Below are 16,213 nucleotides of genomic sequence, written 5' to 3'. Positions count from 1 at the left end.
TCTTGAAAAAAACAACGTCACACAGGCGACGCCCGTCCGAAGGACGGTGGCGTTCTTGTGTTGCATCTGGATGACGGCTGCCGTCCCTGATTCGGCCGATCGCTAATTCCCCGCACTTTCCATGCGCCGCCCCTTGATCGCCTTCTCCAGCCAGCCGATCTCCATTTCCGGAACCGACGACAGCAAAAGGTCGGTATAGGCGTCGAAAGGCGGTGTCAGCACCTTGCTCTTCGAGCCGTAGCGCACCACCTCGCCGCGATACATGACCGCGATCGAATCGGCGATCGACTTCACCGTCGCCAGATCGTGGGTGATGAACAGATAGGCGACCTTTTCGTGCTGCTGCAGGTTCAAGAGCAGTTTGAGGATGCCGTGTGCCACCAGCGGGTCGAGTGCGGACGTTACCTCGTCGCAGATGATCAGCTTGGGCTTGGCGGCCAGCGAGCGGGCGATGCAGACGCGCTGCTTCTGGCCGCCGGAAAGCTCGGCCGGATAGCGGTCGACAAAGCCCTTGCCCATCTCGATTTCGTCGAGCAGCTCGGCTACACGCCTGTCGCGCTCCCTGCCGCGCATGCCGAAATAGAATTCGAGCGGCCGGCCGATGATGGTGCCGACGGTCTGGCGCGGGTTCATCGCCACGTCGGCCATCTGGTAGATCATCTGCAGCTGGCGCAAATCCTCCTTCGGGCGGTCGGCAAGCCGGTTGGCCAGCGGGCGTCCATCGAAGGTGACCGTGCCTTGCTCAGGGGGCAAAAGCCCGGTGATGGCGCGCGCCAGCGTTGACTTGCCGGAGCCGGATTCGCCAACCACGGCCAGCGTCTGGCCGGGATAGATATCCACCGAGACGTTCTTCAATACCTTGACGTGGCCGCCGCCATAGGCGGCGGTGACGTTCTTGACCGACAGGAACGGCGTGGCGCCAGGGTTCTGCTCGGCATGTTCGATCTCATGCACCGAGACCAGGGCGTTGGTGTATTCCTGGCGCGGTTCCTTGATGATCTGGCGGGTGCCGCCCCATTCGACGAGCCGGCCATGGCGCAGCACCATGATCTCGTCGGAGACCTGGGCGACCACGGCAAGGTCGTGGGTGATGTAGAGCGCCGCCACATGGGTGTCGCGGATGGCATCCTTGATCGCCGACAACACGTCGATCTGCGTCGTCACGTCGAGCGCCGTCGTCGGTTCGTCGAAGACGATCAGGTCCGGCTCCGAGCACAGCGCCATCGCCGTCATCACACGCTGCAACTGGCCGCCCGAGACCTGGTGCGGAAAGCGTTCGCCGATGGTTTCGGGATTGGGCAGACTGAGCTTCTTGAACAGCGCGATGGCCCGCTTCTCGGCCTCGGCCCGTGTCGCCGTGCCGTGCAGCAGCGTTGCTTCCACCACCTGATCCATCAGCCTGTGCGCCGGATTGAAAGCCGCCGCCGCCGATTGCGCGACATAGCAGACCTCGCGGCCGCGCAGCTTGCGGAAACCTTCCTTGCCGCCTTTCAGGATGTCGCGGCCATTGAGAATGACTTCGCCGCCGGTGATGCGCACGCCGCCACGGCCATAACCCATCGACGACAGGCCGATGGTCGATTTGCCAGCACCGGACTCGCCGATCAGGCCGAGCACCTTGCCCTTCTCGAGCGTCAGCGAGACATCATGCACCAGCACGATGTTCCTTGGCGCCTCGCCGGGCGGGTATACCATCGCCTCGATGCGCAGGTTACGGATATCGAGCAGCACGCCGGGTTTCGCTTTGCTGTCTGCCATCACCCGCGTCCTCCCTTCAGGCTTGTCGTGCGGTTGAGAATCCAGTCGGCGACAAGGTTGACCGAGATGGCAAGGGCTGCAATGGCAGCCGCCGGAATGAGCGCCGCGGCTATGCCGAAGACGATGCCGTCCTTGTTCTCCTTGACCATGCCGCCCCAGTCGGCGTCAGGCGGTTGCACGCCAAGGCCGAGGAAGGACAGCGTCGACAGGAACAGCACCGCGTAGATGAAGCGCAGGCCGAGTTCGGAGACCAGCGGCGACAGCGCGTTTGGCAGGATTTCGCGGAAGATGATCCAGGTGCTGCCTTCGCCGCGCAGCTTCGCTGCCTCGACGTAATCCATGACGTTGATGTCGACGGCAACCGCGCGCGACAGGCGATAGACGCGGGTCGAGTCGAGAATGCCCATGACCAGGATCAGCGTCACCAGGTTCGTTGGCAGAACAGAGAGCACGACCAAGCCCATGATCAGCGTCGGGATCGACATCAAGAGGTCGACGAGGCGCGACAGGATGGTATCGAACCAGCCGCCGAACACCGCCGCCGAGAAGCCCAGTATGGCACCGAGCGAGAACGACAGCGCGGTGGCGAGAACGGCGATGAACAAGGTGATGCGGGCGCCGTAGATCATGCGGGACAACAGGTCGCGACCGAGATTGTCGGTACCCAGCCAATGCACAGCCGACATCGGTTCCCAGACGTCACCGACGATCTCGGCATTGTCGTGCGGCGAAATCCACGGTGCCAAGATCGCCGCCAGCACGAACAGGGCGGTCAGCACCAGGCCGATCAGGGCGGGGATGGGGATGCGTTTTATGTCAAGCATGCCCGCCCCTCACTTTGGATGTCTAAGACGCGGATTGGCGACGATCGCCGCAATGTCCGCGATGATGTTGAGGCTGATGTAGACGGCGGCGAAGATCAGGCCGACCGCCTGCACCACGGGCACGTCGCGCTTGGTGACGTGATCGACCAGATACTGCCCCATGCCGGGATAGACGAAGATCACCTCGACCACGACGACGCCGACGATGAGATAGGCGAGGTTGAGCATGACGACATTGATGATCGGCGCGATCGCGTTCGGGAAAGCGTGCTTGCGGATGACGGCGAAGGCCGAAAGCCCCTTGAGCTCCGCCGTTTCGACATAGGCCGACTGCATGACGTTGAGGATCGCCGCGCGGGTCATGCGCATCATGTGGGCAAGCACCACCAGCGTCAGTGCTGTCGCAGGCAGCGCGATCGCCTGCATCCGCTCGCCAAGGGGCATGCCGTCATAGACGGTCGAGATGGCGGGGAAGACCTGCCATTTCACGGCGAAGAAATAGACCAGGAGATAACCGACGAAGAATTCCGGGAAGGAGGTCGAGGCGAGCGCCAGCCCGGAGATCAACTTGTCGACCCAGCCATTGCGGTAGCGCACCGCGATCAGACCCAGGATGATCGCCAGCGGCACAGCCACGATCGCCGCCCAGAAGGCCAGGAACAGCGTGTTCCACAGCCGGTCCTTGATCGAGGTGGCAATATCTTGCCCGCTCGACATGGCCGTGCCGAGGTCGCCTGTGAGCACGCCGCCAAGCCAGCGGAAATACCTGATATAGGCCGGGTCGTTGAGCCCGAGCTGCTCGCGTAGATTGGCGAGCGACTCCGGCGTCGCCGACTGTCCGAGTATGGCTTGCGCGACGTCGCCGGGCAGGATCTGCGTGCCGGCGAAAATCAGGACCGATATGGCCAACAGAAGGAGGATGCCCAGCGCGATGCGCTGGGCAATTAGTTTCACAACGGGCGACGACATCTCTGCAAAGCCGGGCTCAGGCCTGCAGCCAGCACTTCGCCAAGGCGTAGCCGTTCATCAGTTCCTGGTGCGGATCGTCCACCCAGCCATCGACCTTGGCACCGGTGGCGTCGATGAACTGGTTGAACATCGGCAGGATGAGGCCGCCTTCGTCGCGCACCATGACAGCCATATCGTGGTACATCTGCTTGCGCTTGGCCTCGTCCAGCTCGGCGCGTGCGGCGAGAACCATCTTGTCGAAGTCCGGGCGCATGAAACGCGTGTCGTTCCAGTCGGCGGTCGACAGATAGGCGGTCGAGTACATCTGGTCCTGGGTCGAGCGGCCGCCCCAATAGGAGGCGCAGAACGGCTGCTTGTTCCAGACTTCGTTCCAGTAACCATCCCCGGGCTCGCGCTTGAGCTCGATCTTGATGCCGGCCTTGGCCGCGCTCTGCTGGAAAAGCTGGGACGCATCGACGGCGCCGGGGAAGGCGACGTCCGAGGTCCTCAGCAACACCGTGCCGTCATGACCGGACTTCTTGTAGTGGAACTTGGCCTTGTCGGGATCGTACTTGCGCTGCTCGATTTCGGTGAACAGCGGATAGGACGCGTTGATCGGGAAGTCGTTGCCGAGCGAGCCATAGCCGCGCAGCACCTTGGTCAGCATTTCTTCGCGGTCGATGGCGAGCTTCAGCGCCATGCGCAGGTCATTGTTGTCGAACGGCGCCGTGTTGCAATGCATGATGAACACGTAGTGGCCCGGACCGGCATGGTTGCGGATGGTCACGCCCGGCACGCGCTTGATCAGGTCGACGATCTTCGGCTCGACGCGGTTGATCATGTTGACCTGGCCGCCTTGCAGGGCCGCCGTGCGCGCCGTCGCGTCGTTGATGACGATGACCTCGATCTGGTCTGCGTGGCCCATCTTGTCGCCCTGCCAGTAGTTGGCGAAGCGCTCGCCGCCATGGCGCACACCGGGCTCGTTGGTCTTGACCACATAAGGGCCGGCCGAGATGCCGGCATCGGGCTTGTCCTTGCCGCCATTGGGCTGGACGATCAGGTGATAGTCGCTGAGCAGGTAAGGAAGGTCGGCGTTGGCTTCCTTGAGCGTCAGCACCACTTCCTTGCCATTGGCTTTGATGGTCTGGATGCCCTTCATGTAGCCGAGCGCGCCGGATTTCGACTTTTCGTCCGAATGGCGCTCGAGCGTGGCGGCGACGTCCTCGGCGGTCACGGTCTTGCCGTTGTGAAACTCGACGCCGTCGCGGATCTTCAGCGTCCACACCTTGGCGTCCTTGGACGAGCCGATCTCCTCGGCGATGCGGTTCTCGAGCTTACCCTCAGGCGACAGCTCGACGATCATTTCGCCCCAGCACTTGCCGAACGCGAACGGCACCTGCGTCATCATCAGCGCCGGATCGAGACTGTTGGTGGATTCACCGCCGACCAGGCCGGCCTTCAGCGTGCCGCCCTTGACCGGACCTGCCGCGCGCGCGGCGCTGGAAAGCAGTGCGTTGGCGAAGGGGGCGGCGATGCCGAGCGCGGCTGCCCGCCCGAGAAAATCACGACGGCTCAGTTTGCCGGACGCGACGCGCCGGCTAAGGAATTCCAGTTCGTTTGACATTTGAGTTCCTCACTCTGTTGGTTCGACTCTGCGGTCGATTTTCTTGCTTCTTGTTAAAGGGAATAATGACCGCAAGAGAAAGCGGTAAGCAAGACCGAATGCGACATGCCGTGGCGTAAATCGCACGTCGCTTTTGGACCAACAGGTTCGGCGTTCAAACCAGTGCGCGCGGGACCTTTTCCTCGAAATTGCGCTCGAAGACGAGTCTTTCACCCTCGTAGGCTTCGATTCTGGCGCTGACGATGAAATTTTCAGCGTCCGATCGCATCTCCGCCCATGTCTCGGTGCGCACCGACCATCCATTTCGCGACAGGGTCTGCGTCCAATGCGTCTTGCCCGAGGCTGACAAAGGATTGTCAGGATGGATCGCCCAGGTCTCGCGCACAATGCTGCCATTGGCCAGGCCATGGTCGAGATCACGGACTTCGCCGAAGTCGTCCATTATCGAAAGCGTGACAATTCCGGTCTTTTCGTCGCGATCGACATGGCGCTCGGAATTGGCGGGCCGAACCGTCTCGGTCGCCCAGGGTGTAGCGCCTTCAGGCTCGGCGAACGTTGCTTCGTCGCCCGCCGCCAGCGGGCGCAGCGGCAGGGATAGCGCGGCGGCCGACAAGGTTAGCTGGACCGGCTCCGGCGAGGGCCAGATGGCGGGCCAATAGGCGTTCGACACCGCGATGCGCAGGCGGTGGCCGGCCGGCACCCGGTAGGCGCACTGGTCGAGCACCACGCGCGCCGACGCGGTTTCGCCCGGCACCAACGCTTCGGGGAATTCGTGCGAGTTGCGGTGCGTCAGATTGAGCACGCCATAGGAGATCAATTCCGAAGCGCCGTCGGGATGCACGTCGCACAGCCGGATCGCAATATTGGCCTGCGGGCGGTCGGAAGCGAGCGTGACCCGAACTTCAGGCGCGCCGACAATGTCGATGGCCTCGGTAAGTTCCGGCTGGTCGAAACACACCGACAGCGCATCGTCGAGGCGCTGGTCGCCCGGCAGTTCCGGGCCGAAGGTGAACGGAAAATACTCGCCGCCGGCGAGCCCGCAGCTTTGCGGCGAGGCGACTATGGCCGGCCTGCCGCCAACGGGGATCAGCTCGATCGAATGCGCCTTGATGGCTGGCGACGGCCATTGCTTCTCCGCCACCCAGCGGCCTGGCCTCTCGGGATGCCAGCGTGCCGGGCGCACGCTGTCCATCACATAGGCACGGTAGGCCGGATCGGCCTCGACGCCGGTCTCTGAACCCTTCAGCCAATGGTCCCACCAGCGCAGCGCTTCCTGCAGGAAGCCGATGGCCGGCTTCGGCCCGGCATAATGCGGGTATTTGTGGATCCAGGGGCCGACGATGCCCTTGACCGGAGCTTCGATGTTGGTGACGAGATGCGAGATCGTGTTGCGATAGCCGTCATGCCAGCCGCCGATCGACAGCACGGCCGCCTTGACCGCCGAGAAATCCTCGCAGATCGAACCGCGTTTCCAGTAGGCGTCGCGGTGCTGGTGGCTGAGCCACAGGGGCAGCAGGAAAGGCTGGTTCTCCAGCCGGCTGAGCCACAGGTCGCGCCAGCGGTTGCCACCGGCAATCAGCGGATCCGGCGGCCGCGACGAATAGGAAAGCATCGTCGAGGCCCAGCCGAAATTCTCGATCAGCAGGCAGCCGCCCTTGTAATGGATGTCGTCGGCATAACGGTCGACGGTCGAGCACAGGCTGATCACCGCCTTCAGCGCCGGAGGCTGCTTGGCGGCCACCTGCAGGCAGTTGAAGCCACCCCAGGAGATGCCCATCATGCCGACATTGCCGTTGCACCAGGGCTGTGCCGCCGCCCAGGCGATGACATCGCAGGCGTCCTGCAATTCCTGCTCGGAGTATTCGTCATCCATCAGCCCTTCGGAATCGCCATTGCCGCGCATGTCGACGCGGATCGAGGCATAGCCGTGGCCGGCAAAATAGGGATGCGTCAGCTGATCGCGAAAGATCGTGCCGTCGCGCTTGCGGTAGGGCAGATGTTCGAGGATTGCCGGCACCGGATCGTCGCCGGCATCTTCCGGCATCCACACACGCGCCGACAGCCGGCAGCCATCCGGCATGACGATGCCCATGTCGGGAAATTCGACGACCTTGCGGGGAAATTCGGTGACGATTTTCATGGCGCGCATAACGCCCCGTTGCGCCGCAACTTTCAATCGCGATTCGCGACTGGAGCAGCGAATTATGCGACCTGTGCCGTTACCGCAATTCGTCCAGCAGTTCGGGGTGCCTTTCAAGCAGGGTCATTAGTTGAATGGTCGGGCCACTCGGCTCGATCAAACCGCGTTCATATTTGTCGAAGGCGTTTTCGCCAACCTTGAACAGAGATCCCGCCTCGCGCTGCGACAGTTTGAGTTTCGTGCGGACACGACGGATGGTTGCAGGGGCGGGGACACCGTCGATCTTTTCCTTGAGGACGCGCAGAGCCGCGTCGACAGGGATCATGTCGTCTCCGACATGCACGCCTTCGCCGCCCGATGCCGGATAGTAACCTGGCAGGTCGACGATCATGCTTTCGCCCTTATAGGTCACGGTGAATGGACGCACTCCGCGCATCAACGTTTCTCCGGTTTCGGGAGAGATCATCGTATTCGTTTCACTGCTTTCTCTCGTCGCCATGGTCATTTCTCCTTGAACGACATGATCATGAATTCGGTCACGACATCTGCCTGGAATTTCACGTAGAGGATCAGGTCGCGTGACGGGACATGATAGACATCCTGCCAGACCCGATGATCCGCGAAGGTAGTCATCGACTTTACGAACATCTTTCGCGTCATGCTGCCGATCACCTCGACCACGCCCGCGCGATCGAAACCGAGGCCAATAGCGTCGCGCAGCGCCATGTTGTAATTGCCAGCGTATCGACAGACCCAAATGTCGTCTTGATCGCATCAAGATCATAAGTAGGCCTGCGCTTTTCCATGGCGCAATATGCCCCCATAAAGGGGGCAATTCAAGAGATGATAATCAGCGAAATTCCGCAACCTTCAATTCAGCGGAATGTCGTTCTCGGCCTTGCTTGCCTGGTAGGCATCCGACAGCTCGTCGTAGCGCGCCGAGATTTTCCCGATGCGCGTCTCCAGCCGTTGGCGTTCGGCCTCGGGCAACGCCCGCACCAGCCTGCGTATGGAAAAGCTCTTCCAGTAGGCGTTCTCGGCATTGTAGCCGCCCGGATCGAGGGTGAAGACCTCTTTCAGAATCTTGAGATCGTGCGGGATGGCGAAACTGTCGCGCGAATCCTCGTGGCTGAACAGGTAGTAGAAATTGTCGAAGCCGGTCCAGGTGATCGCCGACAGGCAGAGCGAGCAGGGCTCGTGCGTGGCGAGGAAAATGGCGTCCTTGGTGTCGACGCGCTCGGCCTTGGGCATCTCATAAAAGCGCTTCAGGCAATGCACCTCGCCGTGCCAAAGCGGGTTTTCCATCTCATTGTTGGTTTCGGCCAGCACCAGCGAGTGGTCGGCTTTCCGCAGGATCGCCGCGCCGAACAGCTTGTTGCCATGGGCGACGCCATCCGCCGTCTTCGGCACGATGTCGTGCTCGATGACGTCGAGCAGGCGGTCGATCAGCGAAATCTCGGTCATGACTGGGTCTCGTCGGGGAGATGGATCTCATAGGCGTGCGAGAAATGGAATTCCTCGAGGTTGGAGCCGTCGCCGCCACGGTCGACGATCAGGAAATCCTGAGGCTCGCCGATCGGCGTCAGCACGCCATGCCAGAGATTGCGGGAATAGTTGATGCCTTGTCCTGGCGCGGTGAGGAAGGCGTGCGGCTCGCCCGGCCCTTCCTTGCCGTCATGACAGACGACGACGAGGAATGGGCGTGGCGACAGCGGAATGAAGGCCTGGCTGCCGAAGGGATGGCGCTCCACCATGCTCAGTTTCAGCGGCATCTCGTAAGGCGTGCCGCGCACCATCGAGATCAGCACGCGGGCATTCGGCCCTGTCGCCTCGGCGGTCGCCAGATCATGGTAGCGCTCGGCCTTGCCGCCATTGATCGGATAGTGGTTGTCGCCGCCCATATCGATGACGTCGCCGAACTCGGCAAAGGCCTCGCGGGTCAACGGTCGAGCCGTGATGCGGGTCACCGCGCGCGCCCGCCGATACCCGCCCCGCCGAGCTTGGCGTGCCGGTTGACGTCCTTGTAGAGCAGATAGCGGAATTTGCCGGGGCCACCGGCATAACAGGCCTGCGGACAGAAAGCGCGCAGCCACATATAGTCGCCGGCCTCGACCTCGACCCAGTTCTGGTTGAGGCGATAGACGGCCTTGCCTTCGAGTACGTAGAGGCCGTGCTCCATCACATGCGTCTCGGCGAACGGAATGACGGCGCCGGGCTCGAGCGTCACGATCGTCATGTGCATGTCGTGGCGCAAATCGGCGGGGTCGACGAAGCGCGTCGTTGCCCAGCGGCCTTCGGTACCGGGCATCGGCGTCGGCGCGATCTCCTGCTCGTTGGTGAAGAAAGCTTCCGGCGTGTCGAGACCGTCGACCGCCTCGTAAGCCTTGCGAATCCAGTGGAAACGAGCGGCAGCCTTGGCCTCGTTGCGAACGGTCCAGCCGCTGGCTGGCGGCAGGAAGGCAAAGCCGCCGGGCCTTAAGCTATGCTTCTTGCCGGCGAGCAGAACCGTCAGTTCGCCCTCGACCACGAACAGGGCGCCCTCGGCGCCGGCATCGGGCTCGGGCCTGTCGCTGCCGCCGCCGGGCGCGACCTCGACAATGTATTGCGAAAACGTCTCGGCAAAACCGGACAGCGGCCGCGATAATATCCAGACGCGGGTCTTGTCCCAGAATGGCAAGGCGCTGGTGACGATGTCCTGCATCACGCCCTTGGGGATGACGGCATAGGCCTCGGTGAAGACGGCGCGGCCGGTCAAAAGCTCGGTCTGGCCGGAATGGCCGCCATGCGGTGCGTAGTAGGTGCGCTCGGGCATCCTGATCGTATCCATGGGTTCAAACCTATTGCGGCAGCATATCCCTGAGGCGGAGCAGTGCGATGCGCTCGACCTGTTTGCAGGCGGTCTCGAATTCCACGCTGCGGCTGTTGCCGATGCGTGCCTCGAACTCCGCCAGGATTTCCTCCTTGGTCTTGCCCTTCACCGCGATAATGAAGGGGAAGCCGAAGGTGGTGACATAAGCGGCGTTGAGCTTGGAGAACAGCTCGCGTTCCTTGTCGGTCAGCGCGTCGAGGCCGGCCGACGCCTGCTCCCGGGTCGATTCCGCCGTCAGCCGCTTGGCCTTGGCCAATTTGCCGGCAAGGTGGGGATGGGCGTTGAGCACGCCGAGCCGCTCGGTCTCGCTGGCGGCACGGAAGATGCGGCAGAGCGCATTGTGCAGGCCGCCTGATGTATCGTGCGCCGGACCGAGCTCCAGCTCATAGGCCCGCTCCGCGATCCAGGGCGAATGCTCGAACACGCCGCCAAAGGCGTGCACGAATGTTTCAAACTCCATCTTCGATGGTCTGAGTGCCGCCGGCCTGTAGGGATGGTTCTCTTGCCAATGGCGGGCGATGTCGACGCGCCGCGCCAGCCAGACCTTGTCGTGCGATTTCACATAGTCGACGAAACGCTTCAGCGCCGCTACCCGGCCCGGCCGCCCGACGAGGCGGCAGTGCAGGCCGATATTCATCATGCGCGGCCGCCCGGCCTTGCCCTCGGCATAGAGCGTGTCGAAACTGTCCTTCAGATAGGCATAGAACTGGTCGCCTGAATTGAAGCCCTGCGGCGTGGCGAAGCGCATGTCGTTGGCGTCGAGCGTATAGGGGATGATGAGCTGCGTGCCGCCCTCGTGCTCGAACCAGTAGGGCAGCTCGTCGTCATAGGTGTCCGACACATAGTCGAAGCCGCCTTCTTCAGCCACCAGGCGCACCGTGTTGACGGATGTGCGGCCCGTATACCAGCCGGTCGGGCGCTGGCCGGTCACCTCATAATGCAGTTTGATCGCCGCTTCGAGGTCGCGGCGCTCGTCTTCGGCGCTGTGGTCGCGGTAGTCGATCCATCTCAGCCCATGCGAGGCGACTTCCCAGCCGGCTTCCTGCATGGCCGTAACCTGGTCCGGCGAGCGGGCGAGCGCTGTGGCTACGCCATAGCAGGTCACGGGGACCTCGGCCTCGCTAAACAGCCGAAGCAGCCGCCAGAAGCCGGCGCGGGCGCCATATTCGTAGATCGATTCCATGTTCCAGTGGCGCTGGCCGAGCCACGGCGCGGCGCCGACGATCTCCGATAGGAAGGCTTCCGAGGCCTTATCCCCATGCAGAACGCAGTTCTCGCCGCCCTCTTCGTAGTTGACGACGAACTGCACGGCGACATGGGCACCGCCAGGCCATTTCGGATCCGGCGGATTGGCTCCATAGCCGCGCATGTCCCTGGTGTAACGCATCGTCCCTCCCGCCGGCATGGCCCGAAGTATGATCAGGATATCGAAAGGGTGCTTCTCGCATTCCCCCGAAAATTTTTGAAAGTGTTTTTGTCGCACTCCGCTCGACCGGGACTTATGCATCGCCTTTAATTGGCGCACAATTCATCAATATTGTTCTGTTGTACCAGCATGGGAGGCGGCCAGTGGCAGAAACGTCGAAAGCCGATGGCGGTCGTCTGACGACGCACGTCCTGGACACGGCCACCGGCAGGCCGGCGGCGGGATTGTCGATCGCGCTCTACCGTCTCGACGGCGACGCGCGGGCACATCTGAAGACAGTTACCACCAATGCCGATGGCCGCTGCGACGCGCCGCTGCTCGCAGGCAGTGAATTCCGCGCCGGTGAATACGAGCTGGTGTTCGCGGCAGGCGACTACCTGCGCGGCCAGGGCACGAAACTGCCGAAGCCGGCCTTCCTCGATAGCGTGCCGATCCGCTTCGGCATGGCGGAGTCGGTGCATTATCATGTACCGTTGCTGATCTCGCCCTACGGCTATTCCACCTACAGGGGGAGTTGAGGCATGGCCAAGGTCAATATCCGCAACGAGATCCGCTTCATCCTCAATGGCAGCGATGTCGTGCTGTCGTCCGTGTCGCCCGACGCGACCTTGCTCGACTGGCTGCGGCTCGACCGTTCGCTGCGCGGCACCAAGGAAGGCTGCGCCGAGGGCGATTGCGGTGCCTGTACCGTGCTGGTCGGCAAGCTTTCGGCCGATGGCCTGGTCTATGAAAGCGTCAATGCCTGCATCCGCTTCCTTGGCTCGCTCGACGGCACCCATGTCGTCACCGTCGAGCATCTGCGCGGGGAACCTGGCCAGTTGCATCCCGTCCAGCAGGCGATGGTCGATTTCCATGGCTCGCAATGCGGCTTCTGCACCCCGGGCTTCGTCATGTCGCTCTATGGGCTGTGGATGAAGTCGCCGGACCCATCGGATGCGGCGATCGAAAAGGCTTTGCAAGGCAATCTCTGCCGCTGCACCGGCTACGAGGCGATCATGCGTGCCGCGCACGCCATCTCCAGCTACGGCAAGGCGGCGAACGACCCGCTCGCCACGGAGCGTCAGGACATTACCGCACGACTGCAGGCGCTTGATGACCGAGCCCGGATCGAAATCGGGTCGGGCAAGGCGCGGCTAATCGTGCCGGCCGATGTCGACGATCTCGCCACGGTGTTGGATAAGGAACCCGGCGCCACCATCGTCGCCGGTTCGACCGATGTCGGCCTGTGGGTGACCAAGCACATGCGCGACATCTCGCCGGCGATTTTCATCGGCGATCTCGACGGGCTTTGCACCATTTCGGAAGATGACGGCGTCATAACGATTGGCGCCGGCGTCACCTACACCGAAGCCTTCTCGACGCTGTCGAAACGCATCCCGGCGCTCGGGCCGCTGTTCGACCGCATCGGCGGCGAACAGGTGCGCAACATGGGCACTATCGGCGGCAACATCGCCAACGGCTCGCCGATCGGCGATACGCCACCGCCGCTGATCGCGCTTGGCGCGCGGCTGACACTGCGCAAGGGCGACAAGCGGCGCACGATCCCGCTGGAAACCTTCTTCATCGCCTACGGCAAACAGGACAGGCAGCCCGGTGAGTTCGTCGAGGCCGTCGACGTTCCGGTGCCGGCCAAGGGCACAAAGTTCGCTGTCTATAAGCTCACGAAGCGCCGCGACGAAGACATCACGGCGGCCCTCGGCGCCTTTTTCCTGACGGTCGCCAAGGACGGCACGGTCGCGGATGTGCGCATTGCCTATGGCGGCATGGCGGCGACGCCGAAGCGAGCGTCGGCCGTCGAACAGGCCTTGCTGAGCAAGCCGTGGACCGAACAGACGGTCGAGGCTGCAATGGCCGAATACGCCAGGGATTTCACACCGCTGACCGATATGCGCGCAAGCGCCGAATATCGCGCCCTGGCGGCGCGGAATCTTCTCTTGCGGTTCTTTGCCGAGACCAGCGGCACAAGCGAGCCGATCCAGGTTTCAAGGTACGAGGCGGCGTGATGGGCTTGCAGATCAACTCATTCGGCCAAGGGACCGGACGGTCGCGAATAGCGTCCTTCTCTCCGTTCACGGGGAGAAGATGCCGGCAGGCAGATGAGGGGCGGCGCCGTGCTGTGCCAGCTCCCGGAAACTTATCAGCCTTGGCGCGGCCCCTCATCCGGCCCTCCGGGCCACCTTCTCCCCGTGAACGGGGAGAAGGGAAAAGAGGCGCTCGATGAACAAGCACGCTGCCCCCAACCTCAAGGCCGAAAAAATCACCGGCGGCGTCGCCACCGACCAGCGCCATGATTCCGCGCACAAACATGTCAGCGGCACAGCCGTCTATATCGACGACATGCCGGAACCGGCCGGCACGCTGCATGTCGGCCTCGGCCTGTCCACGGTGGCGCACGGCATGCTCGGGAGCATCGACCTGTCGGCGGTGCGGACCGCCGCTGGGGTCGTCGATGTCCTGACCTATGCCGACGTGCCCGGCGAGAACGATGTTTCGCCCAGCAACATGCATGACGATCCGGTGCTGGCCGAAGGCAAGGTGCAGTTCTTTGGCCAGCCGATCTTCGCCGTGATCGGCGAGACGCGCGAGGCCGCGCGCCGCGCGGCGCGCCTGGCCAGAATCGAGTATGAAGAACTGCCTGCCGTGATCGGAATCTGGGATCTCGATCCGGTCAACGACAAGCAGGTGACCACGCCGCTGATCTTGCGCCGCGGCGATGCGGCCGCGGCCATCGCGGCAGCGCCACGCCGCATCAAGAACCGCATGTGGGTCGGCGGCCAGGATCATTTCTACCTCGAAGGCCAGGTGTCGCTGGCAATCCCCGGCGAGGACGATGAAGTGACCGTCTACTGCTCGACCCAGGGGCCGAGCGAGACGCAGCATCTGGTCGCCCACACGCTCGGCGTGCCGAGCCACGCGGTGACGGTGGAAGTGCGCCGCATGGGCGGCGGCTTCGGCGGCAAGGAAACGCAGGCAAACCAGTGTGCCGCGATCGCCGCCATCGCGGCCAAGAAGCTGAAGCGCGCGGTCAAGATCCGCCTCGACCGCGACGAGGACATGACCGCCACCGGCAAGCGGCATGATTTTGCCATCGACTATGAAGTGGGCTTCGACGACGAGGGCAATATTCTCGGCGTCGACTTCACCTACGCCTTGCGCTGCGGCTTCTCGGCCGATCTGTCCGGGCCGGTCGGCGATCGCGCGTTGTTCCACTGCGATAACGCCTATTTCTACCCGAACGTGCTGGCCAAATCGGCGCCGCTTTACACCAATACCGTCTCCAACACCGCCTTTCGCGGTTTCGGCGGCCCGCAAGGCATGGTCGGCGCCGAGCGGGTCATCGACGAGGTGGCCTTCGCGGTCGGCAAGGATCCGCTCGAGATACGCAAGCTGAATTTCTATGACCCGATGGAAGCGATCGGCAGCCGCAATGTCACGCCCTATCACCAGAAGGTCGAGGACTGCATCATCCAGCGCATCGTCGCCGAACTCGAGGAAAGTGCCAGTTACGCGCGGCGCAGGCGCGAAATTTCAGCCCTCAACGCCAACAGCCGTTTCATCAAGCGCGGCCTGGCGCTGACGCCGGTGAAGTTCGGCATTTCCTTTACCAAGACCGAGTCCAACCAGGCCGGCGCGCTGGTGCACGTCTATGCCGATGGTTCGGTGCACATGAACCATGGCGGCACCGAAATGGGCCAGGGCCTGCACCTCAAGGTGGCGCAGGTCGTTGCGGAAGAATTCCAGATCGACCTCGACCGGGTGAAGATCACGGCCACCACCACCGCCAAGGTGCCGAACACCGCGCCGACGGCGGCGTCATCGGGCGCCGACCTCAACGGCATGGCGGCGCAGAATGCAGCGCGCCAGATTCGCCAGCGGTTGACCGATTTCGCCGCTGAAAAGTACCAGGTGCCGATCGATCAGGTGGTGTTCCTGCCCAACCGGGTGCGGGTCGGCAACCAGGAGGTCAGCTTCAACGATCTGGTCAAGCAGGCCTATATTGCGCGCGTCCAGCTTTCGGCCGCCGGCTTCTACAAGACCCCGAAAATCCATTGGGACCGCAGCAAGGGCCAGGGCCATGCCTTCTATTACTACGCCTATGGCGCGGCCTGCGCGGAGGTGTCGGTCGACACGCTGACCGGCGAATATGTCGTCGAGCGCGCCGATATCCTGCACGATTGCGGCCGGTCGCTGAACCAGGCGATCGATATCGGCCAGGTCGAGGGCGGCTTCATCCAGGGCATGGGTTGGTTGACGACGGAAGAGCTGTGGTGGGACGACAAGGGCCGGCTGCGCACGCATGCGCCCTCGACCTACAAGATCCCGCTGGCGTCGGATCGCCCGAAGATTTTCAACGTGGCGCTGACCGACTGGTCGCAAGCCTATGAGCCGACCATCCATCGCTCCAAGGCGGTGGGCGAGCCGCCGCTGCCGCATGGCATGGCGGTCCTGCACGCGCTGTCCGATGCGGTTGCCAGCGTCGCCGACCACAAGATCTGCCCGCGTCTCGATGCGCCGGCAACGCCGGAACGCGTGCTGATGGCGATCGAGCGGCTGAAGAACGAGGTCAAGGCCGGCGACTGAAGGCCGGCAAACGTGCAATCCCAGCCGAAAAACCCTATATTCC

14 protein-coding genes are annotated in these 16,213 nt (G+C 63.0%); 3 read left to right on the top strand and 11 right to left on the bottom strand.

Annotated elements, in window-relative coordinates:
* Positions 1-102: 102 nt before the first annotated feature.
* From FJ938_RS02420 to puuE, 11 genes are all read right to left on the bottom strand, one after another.
* Positions 103-1,758 carry an ABC transporter ATP-binding protein gene (locus FJ938_RS02420; protein ID WP_140606713.1) on the bottom strand — a complete coding sequence of 552 codons (1,656 nt, stop codon included), beginning with the start codon at positions 1,756-1,758 and terminating at the stop codon, positions 103-105.
* A complete protein-coding gene (locus FJ938_RS02415; protein ID WP_140606714.1) occupies positions 1,758-2,582 on the bottom strand; it encodes an ABC transporter permease in 825 nt (274 codons plus the stop codon). The genes FJ938_RS02420 and FJ938_RS02415 overlap by 1 nt, the downstream gene beginning before the upstream one ends.
* A gap of 9 nt (positions 2,583-2,591) precedes the next feature.
* Positions 2,592-3,551 (bottom strand): ABC transporter permease, encoded by a 960-nt coding sequence (locus FJ938_RS02410; protein WP_140606715.1) that lies wholly within the window; start codon positions 3,549-3,551, stop codon positions 2,592-2,594.
* A gap of 16 nt (positions 3,552-3,567) precedes the next feature.
* Positions 3,568-5,154, bottom strand: a complete 1,587-nt coding sequence (locus tag FJ938_RS02405) for an ABC transporter substrate-binding protein (RefSeq protein ID WP_140606716.1) — start codon at positions 5,152-5,154, stop codon at positions 3,568-3,570.
* Between the two features lie 154 nt (positions 5,155-5,308).
* A complete protein-coding gene (locus FJ938_RS02400; protein ID WP_140690808.1) occupies positions 5,309-7,294 on the bottom strand; it encodes a CocE/NonD family hydrolase in 1,986 nt (661 codons plus the stop codon).
* A 79-nt stretch (positions 7,295-7,373) separates the two neighbouring features.
* Complete coding sequence (locus tag FJ938_RS02395) at positions 7,374-7,799, bottom strand: type II toxin-antitoxin system MqsA family antitoxin (protein ID WP_246673143.1); 426 nt, start codon at positions 7,797-7,799, stop codon at positions 7,374-7,376.
* Positions 7,796-8,020, bottom strand: a complete 225-nt coding sequence (locus FJ938_RS02390; protein ID WP_246673142.1) for a type II toxin-antitoxin system MqsR family toxin — start codon at positions 8,018-8,020, stop codon at positions 7,796-7,798. Before FJ938_RS02390 ends, FJ938_RS02395 begins: the two co-directional genes overlap by 4 nt.
* Positions 8,021-8,164: 144 nt before the next feature.
* On the bottom strand, positions 8,165-8,758 hold the full coding sequence (locus FJ938_RS02385) for a nucleoside deaminase (protein ID WP_140690806.1): 594 nt from the start codon (positions 8,756-8,758) through the stop codon (positions 8,165-8,167).
* Positions 8,755-9,261: an ureidoglycolate lyase gene (locus FJ938_RS02380; protein ID WP_140690804.1), complete on the bottom strand. Its 507-nt coding sequence runs from the start codon at positions 9,259-9,261 to the stop codon at positions 8,755-8,757. Before FJ938_RS02380 ends, FJ938_RS02385 begins: the two co-directional genes overlap by 4 nt.
* A complete protein-coding gene (locus tag FJ938_RS02375; RefSeq protein ID WP_140690801.1) occupies positions 9,258-10,121 on the bottom strand; it encodes a bifunctional allantoicase/(S)-ureidoglycine aminohydrolase in 864 nt (287 codons plus the stop codon). The genes FJ938_RS02380 and FJ938_RS02375 overlap by 4 nt, the downstream gene beginning before the upstream one ends.
* Positions 10,122-10,131: 10 nt before the next feature.
* The gene (gene puuE, locus FJ938_RS02370; protein ID WP_140690799.1) at positions 10,132-11,550 is read right to left on the bottom strand and encodes an allantoinase PuuE; all 1,419 of its coding nucleotides are present in this window, start codon (positions 11,548-11,550) and stop codon (positions 10,132-10,134) included.
* Positions 11,551-11,732: 182 nt separating this feature from the next.
* Here puuE and uraH point away from each other — a divergent pair, with 182 nt between their 5' ends.
* The 3 genes from uraH to xdhB all read left to right on the top strand — a co-directional run bounded on the left by uraH (position 11,733) and on the right by xdhB (position 16,170).
* A complete protein-coding gene (gene uraH / locus FJ938_RS02365; RefSeq protein ID WP_140690797.1) occupies positions 11,733-12,107 on the top strand; it encodes a hydroxyisourate hydrolase in 375 nt (124 codons plus the stop codon).
* Between the two features lie 3 nt (positions 12,108-12,110).
* A complete protein-coding gene (gene xdhA / locus FJ938_RS02360; RefSeq protein WP_140690795.1) occupies positions 12,111-13,592 on the top strand; it encodes a xanthine dehydrogenase small subunit in 1,482 nt (493 codons plus the stop codon).
* Positions 13,593-13,806: 214 nt separating this feature from the next.
* On the top strand, positions 13,807-16,170 hold the full coding sequence (gene xdhB / locus FJ938_RS02355; protein WP_140690793.1) for a xanthine dehydrogenase molybdopterin binding subunit: 2,364 nt from the start codon (positions 13,807-13,809) through the stop codon (positions 16,168-16,170).
* The last annotated feature ends 43 nt before the right edge of the window (positions 16,171-16,213 follow it).

Source organism: Mesorhizobium sp. B2-4-14, assembly GCF_006442155.1.
Classification (GTDB): Bacteria; Pseudomonadota; Alphaproteobacteria; order Rhizobiales; family Rhizobiaceae; genus Mesorhizobium.
Note: the sequence above shows the minus strand (reverse complement) of the source record. Positions and strands in the feature narration are given on the sequence as shown.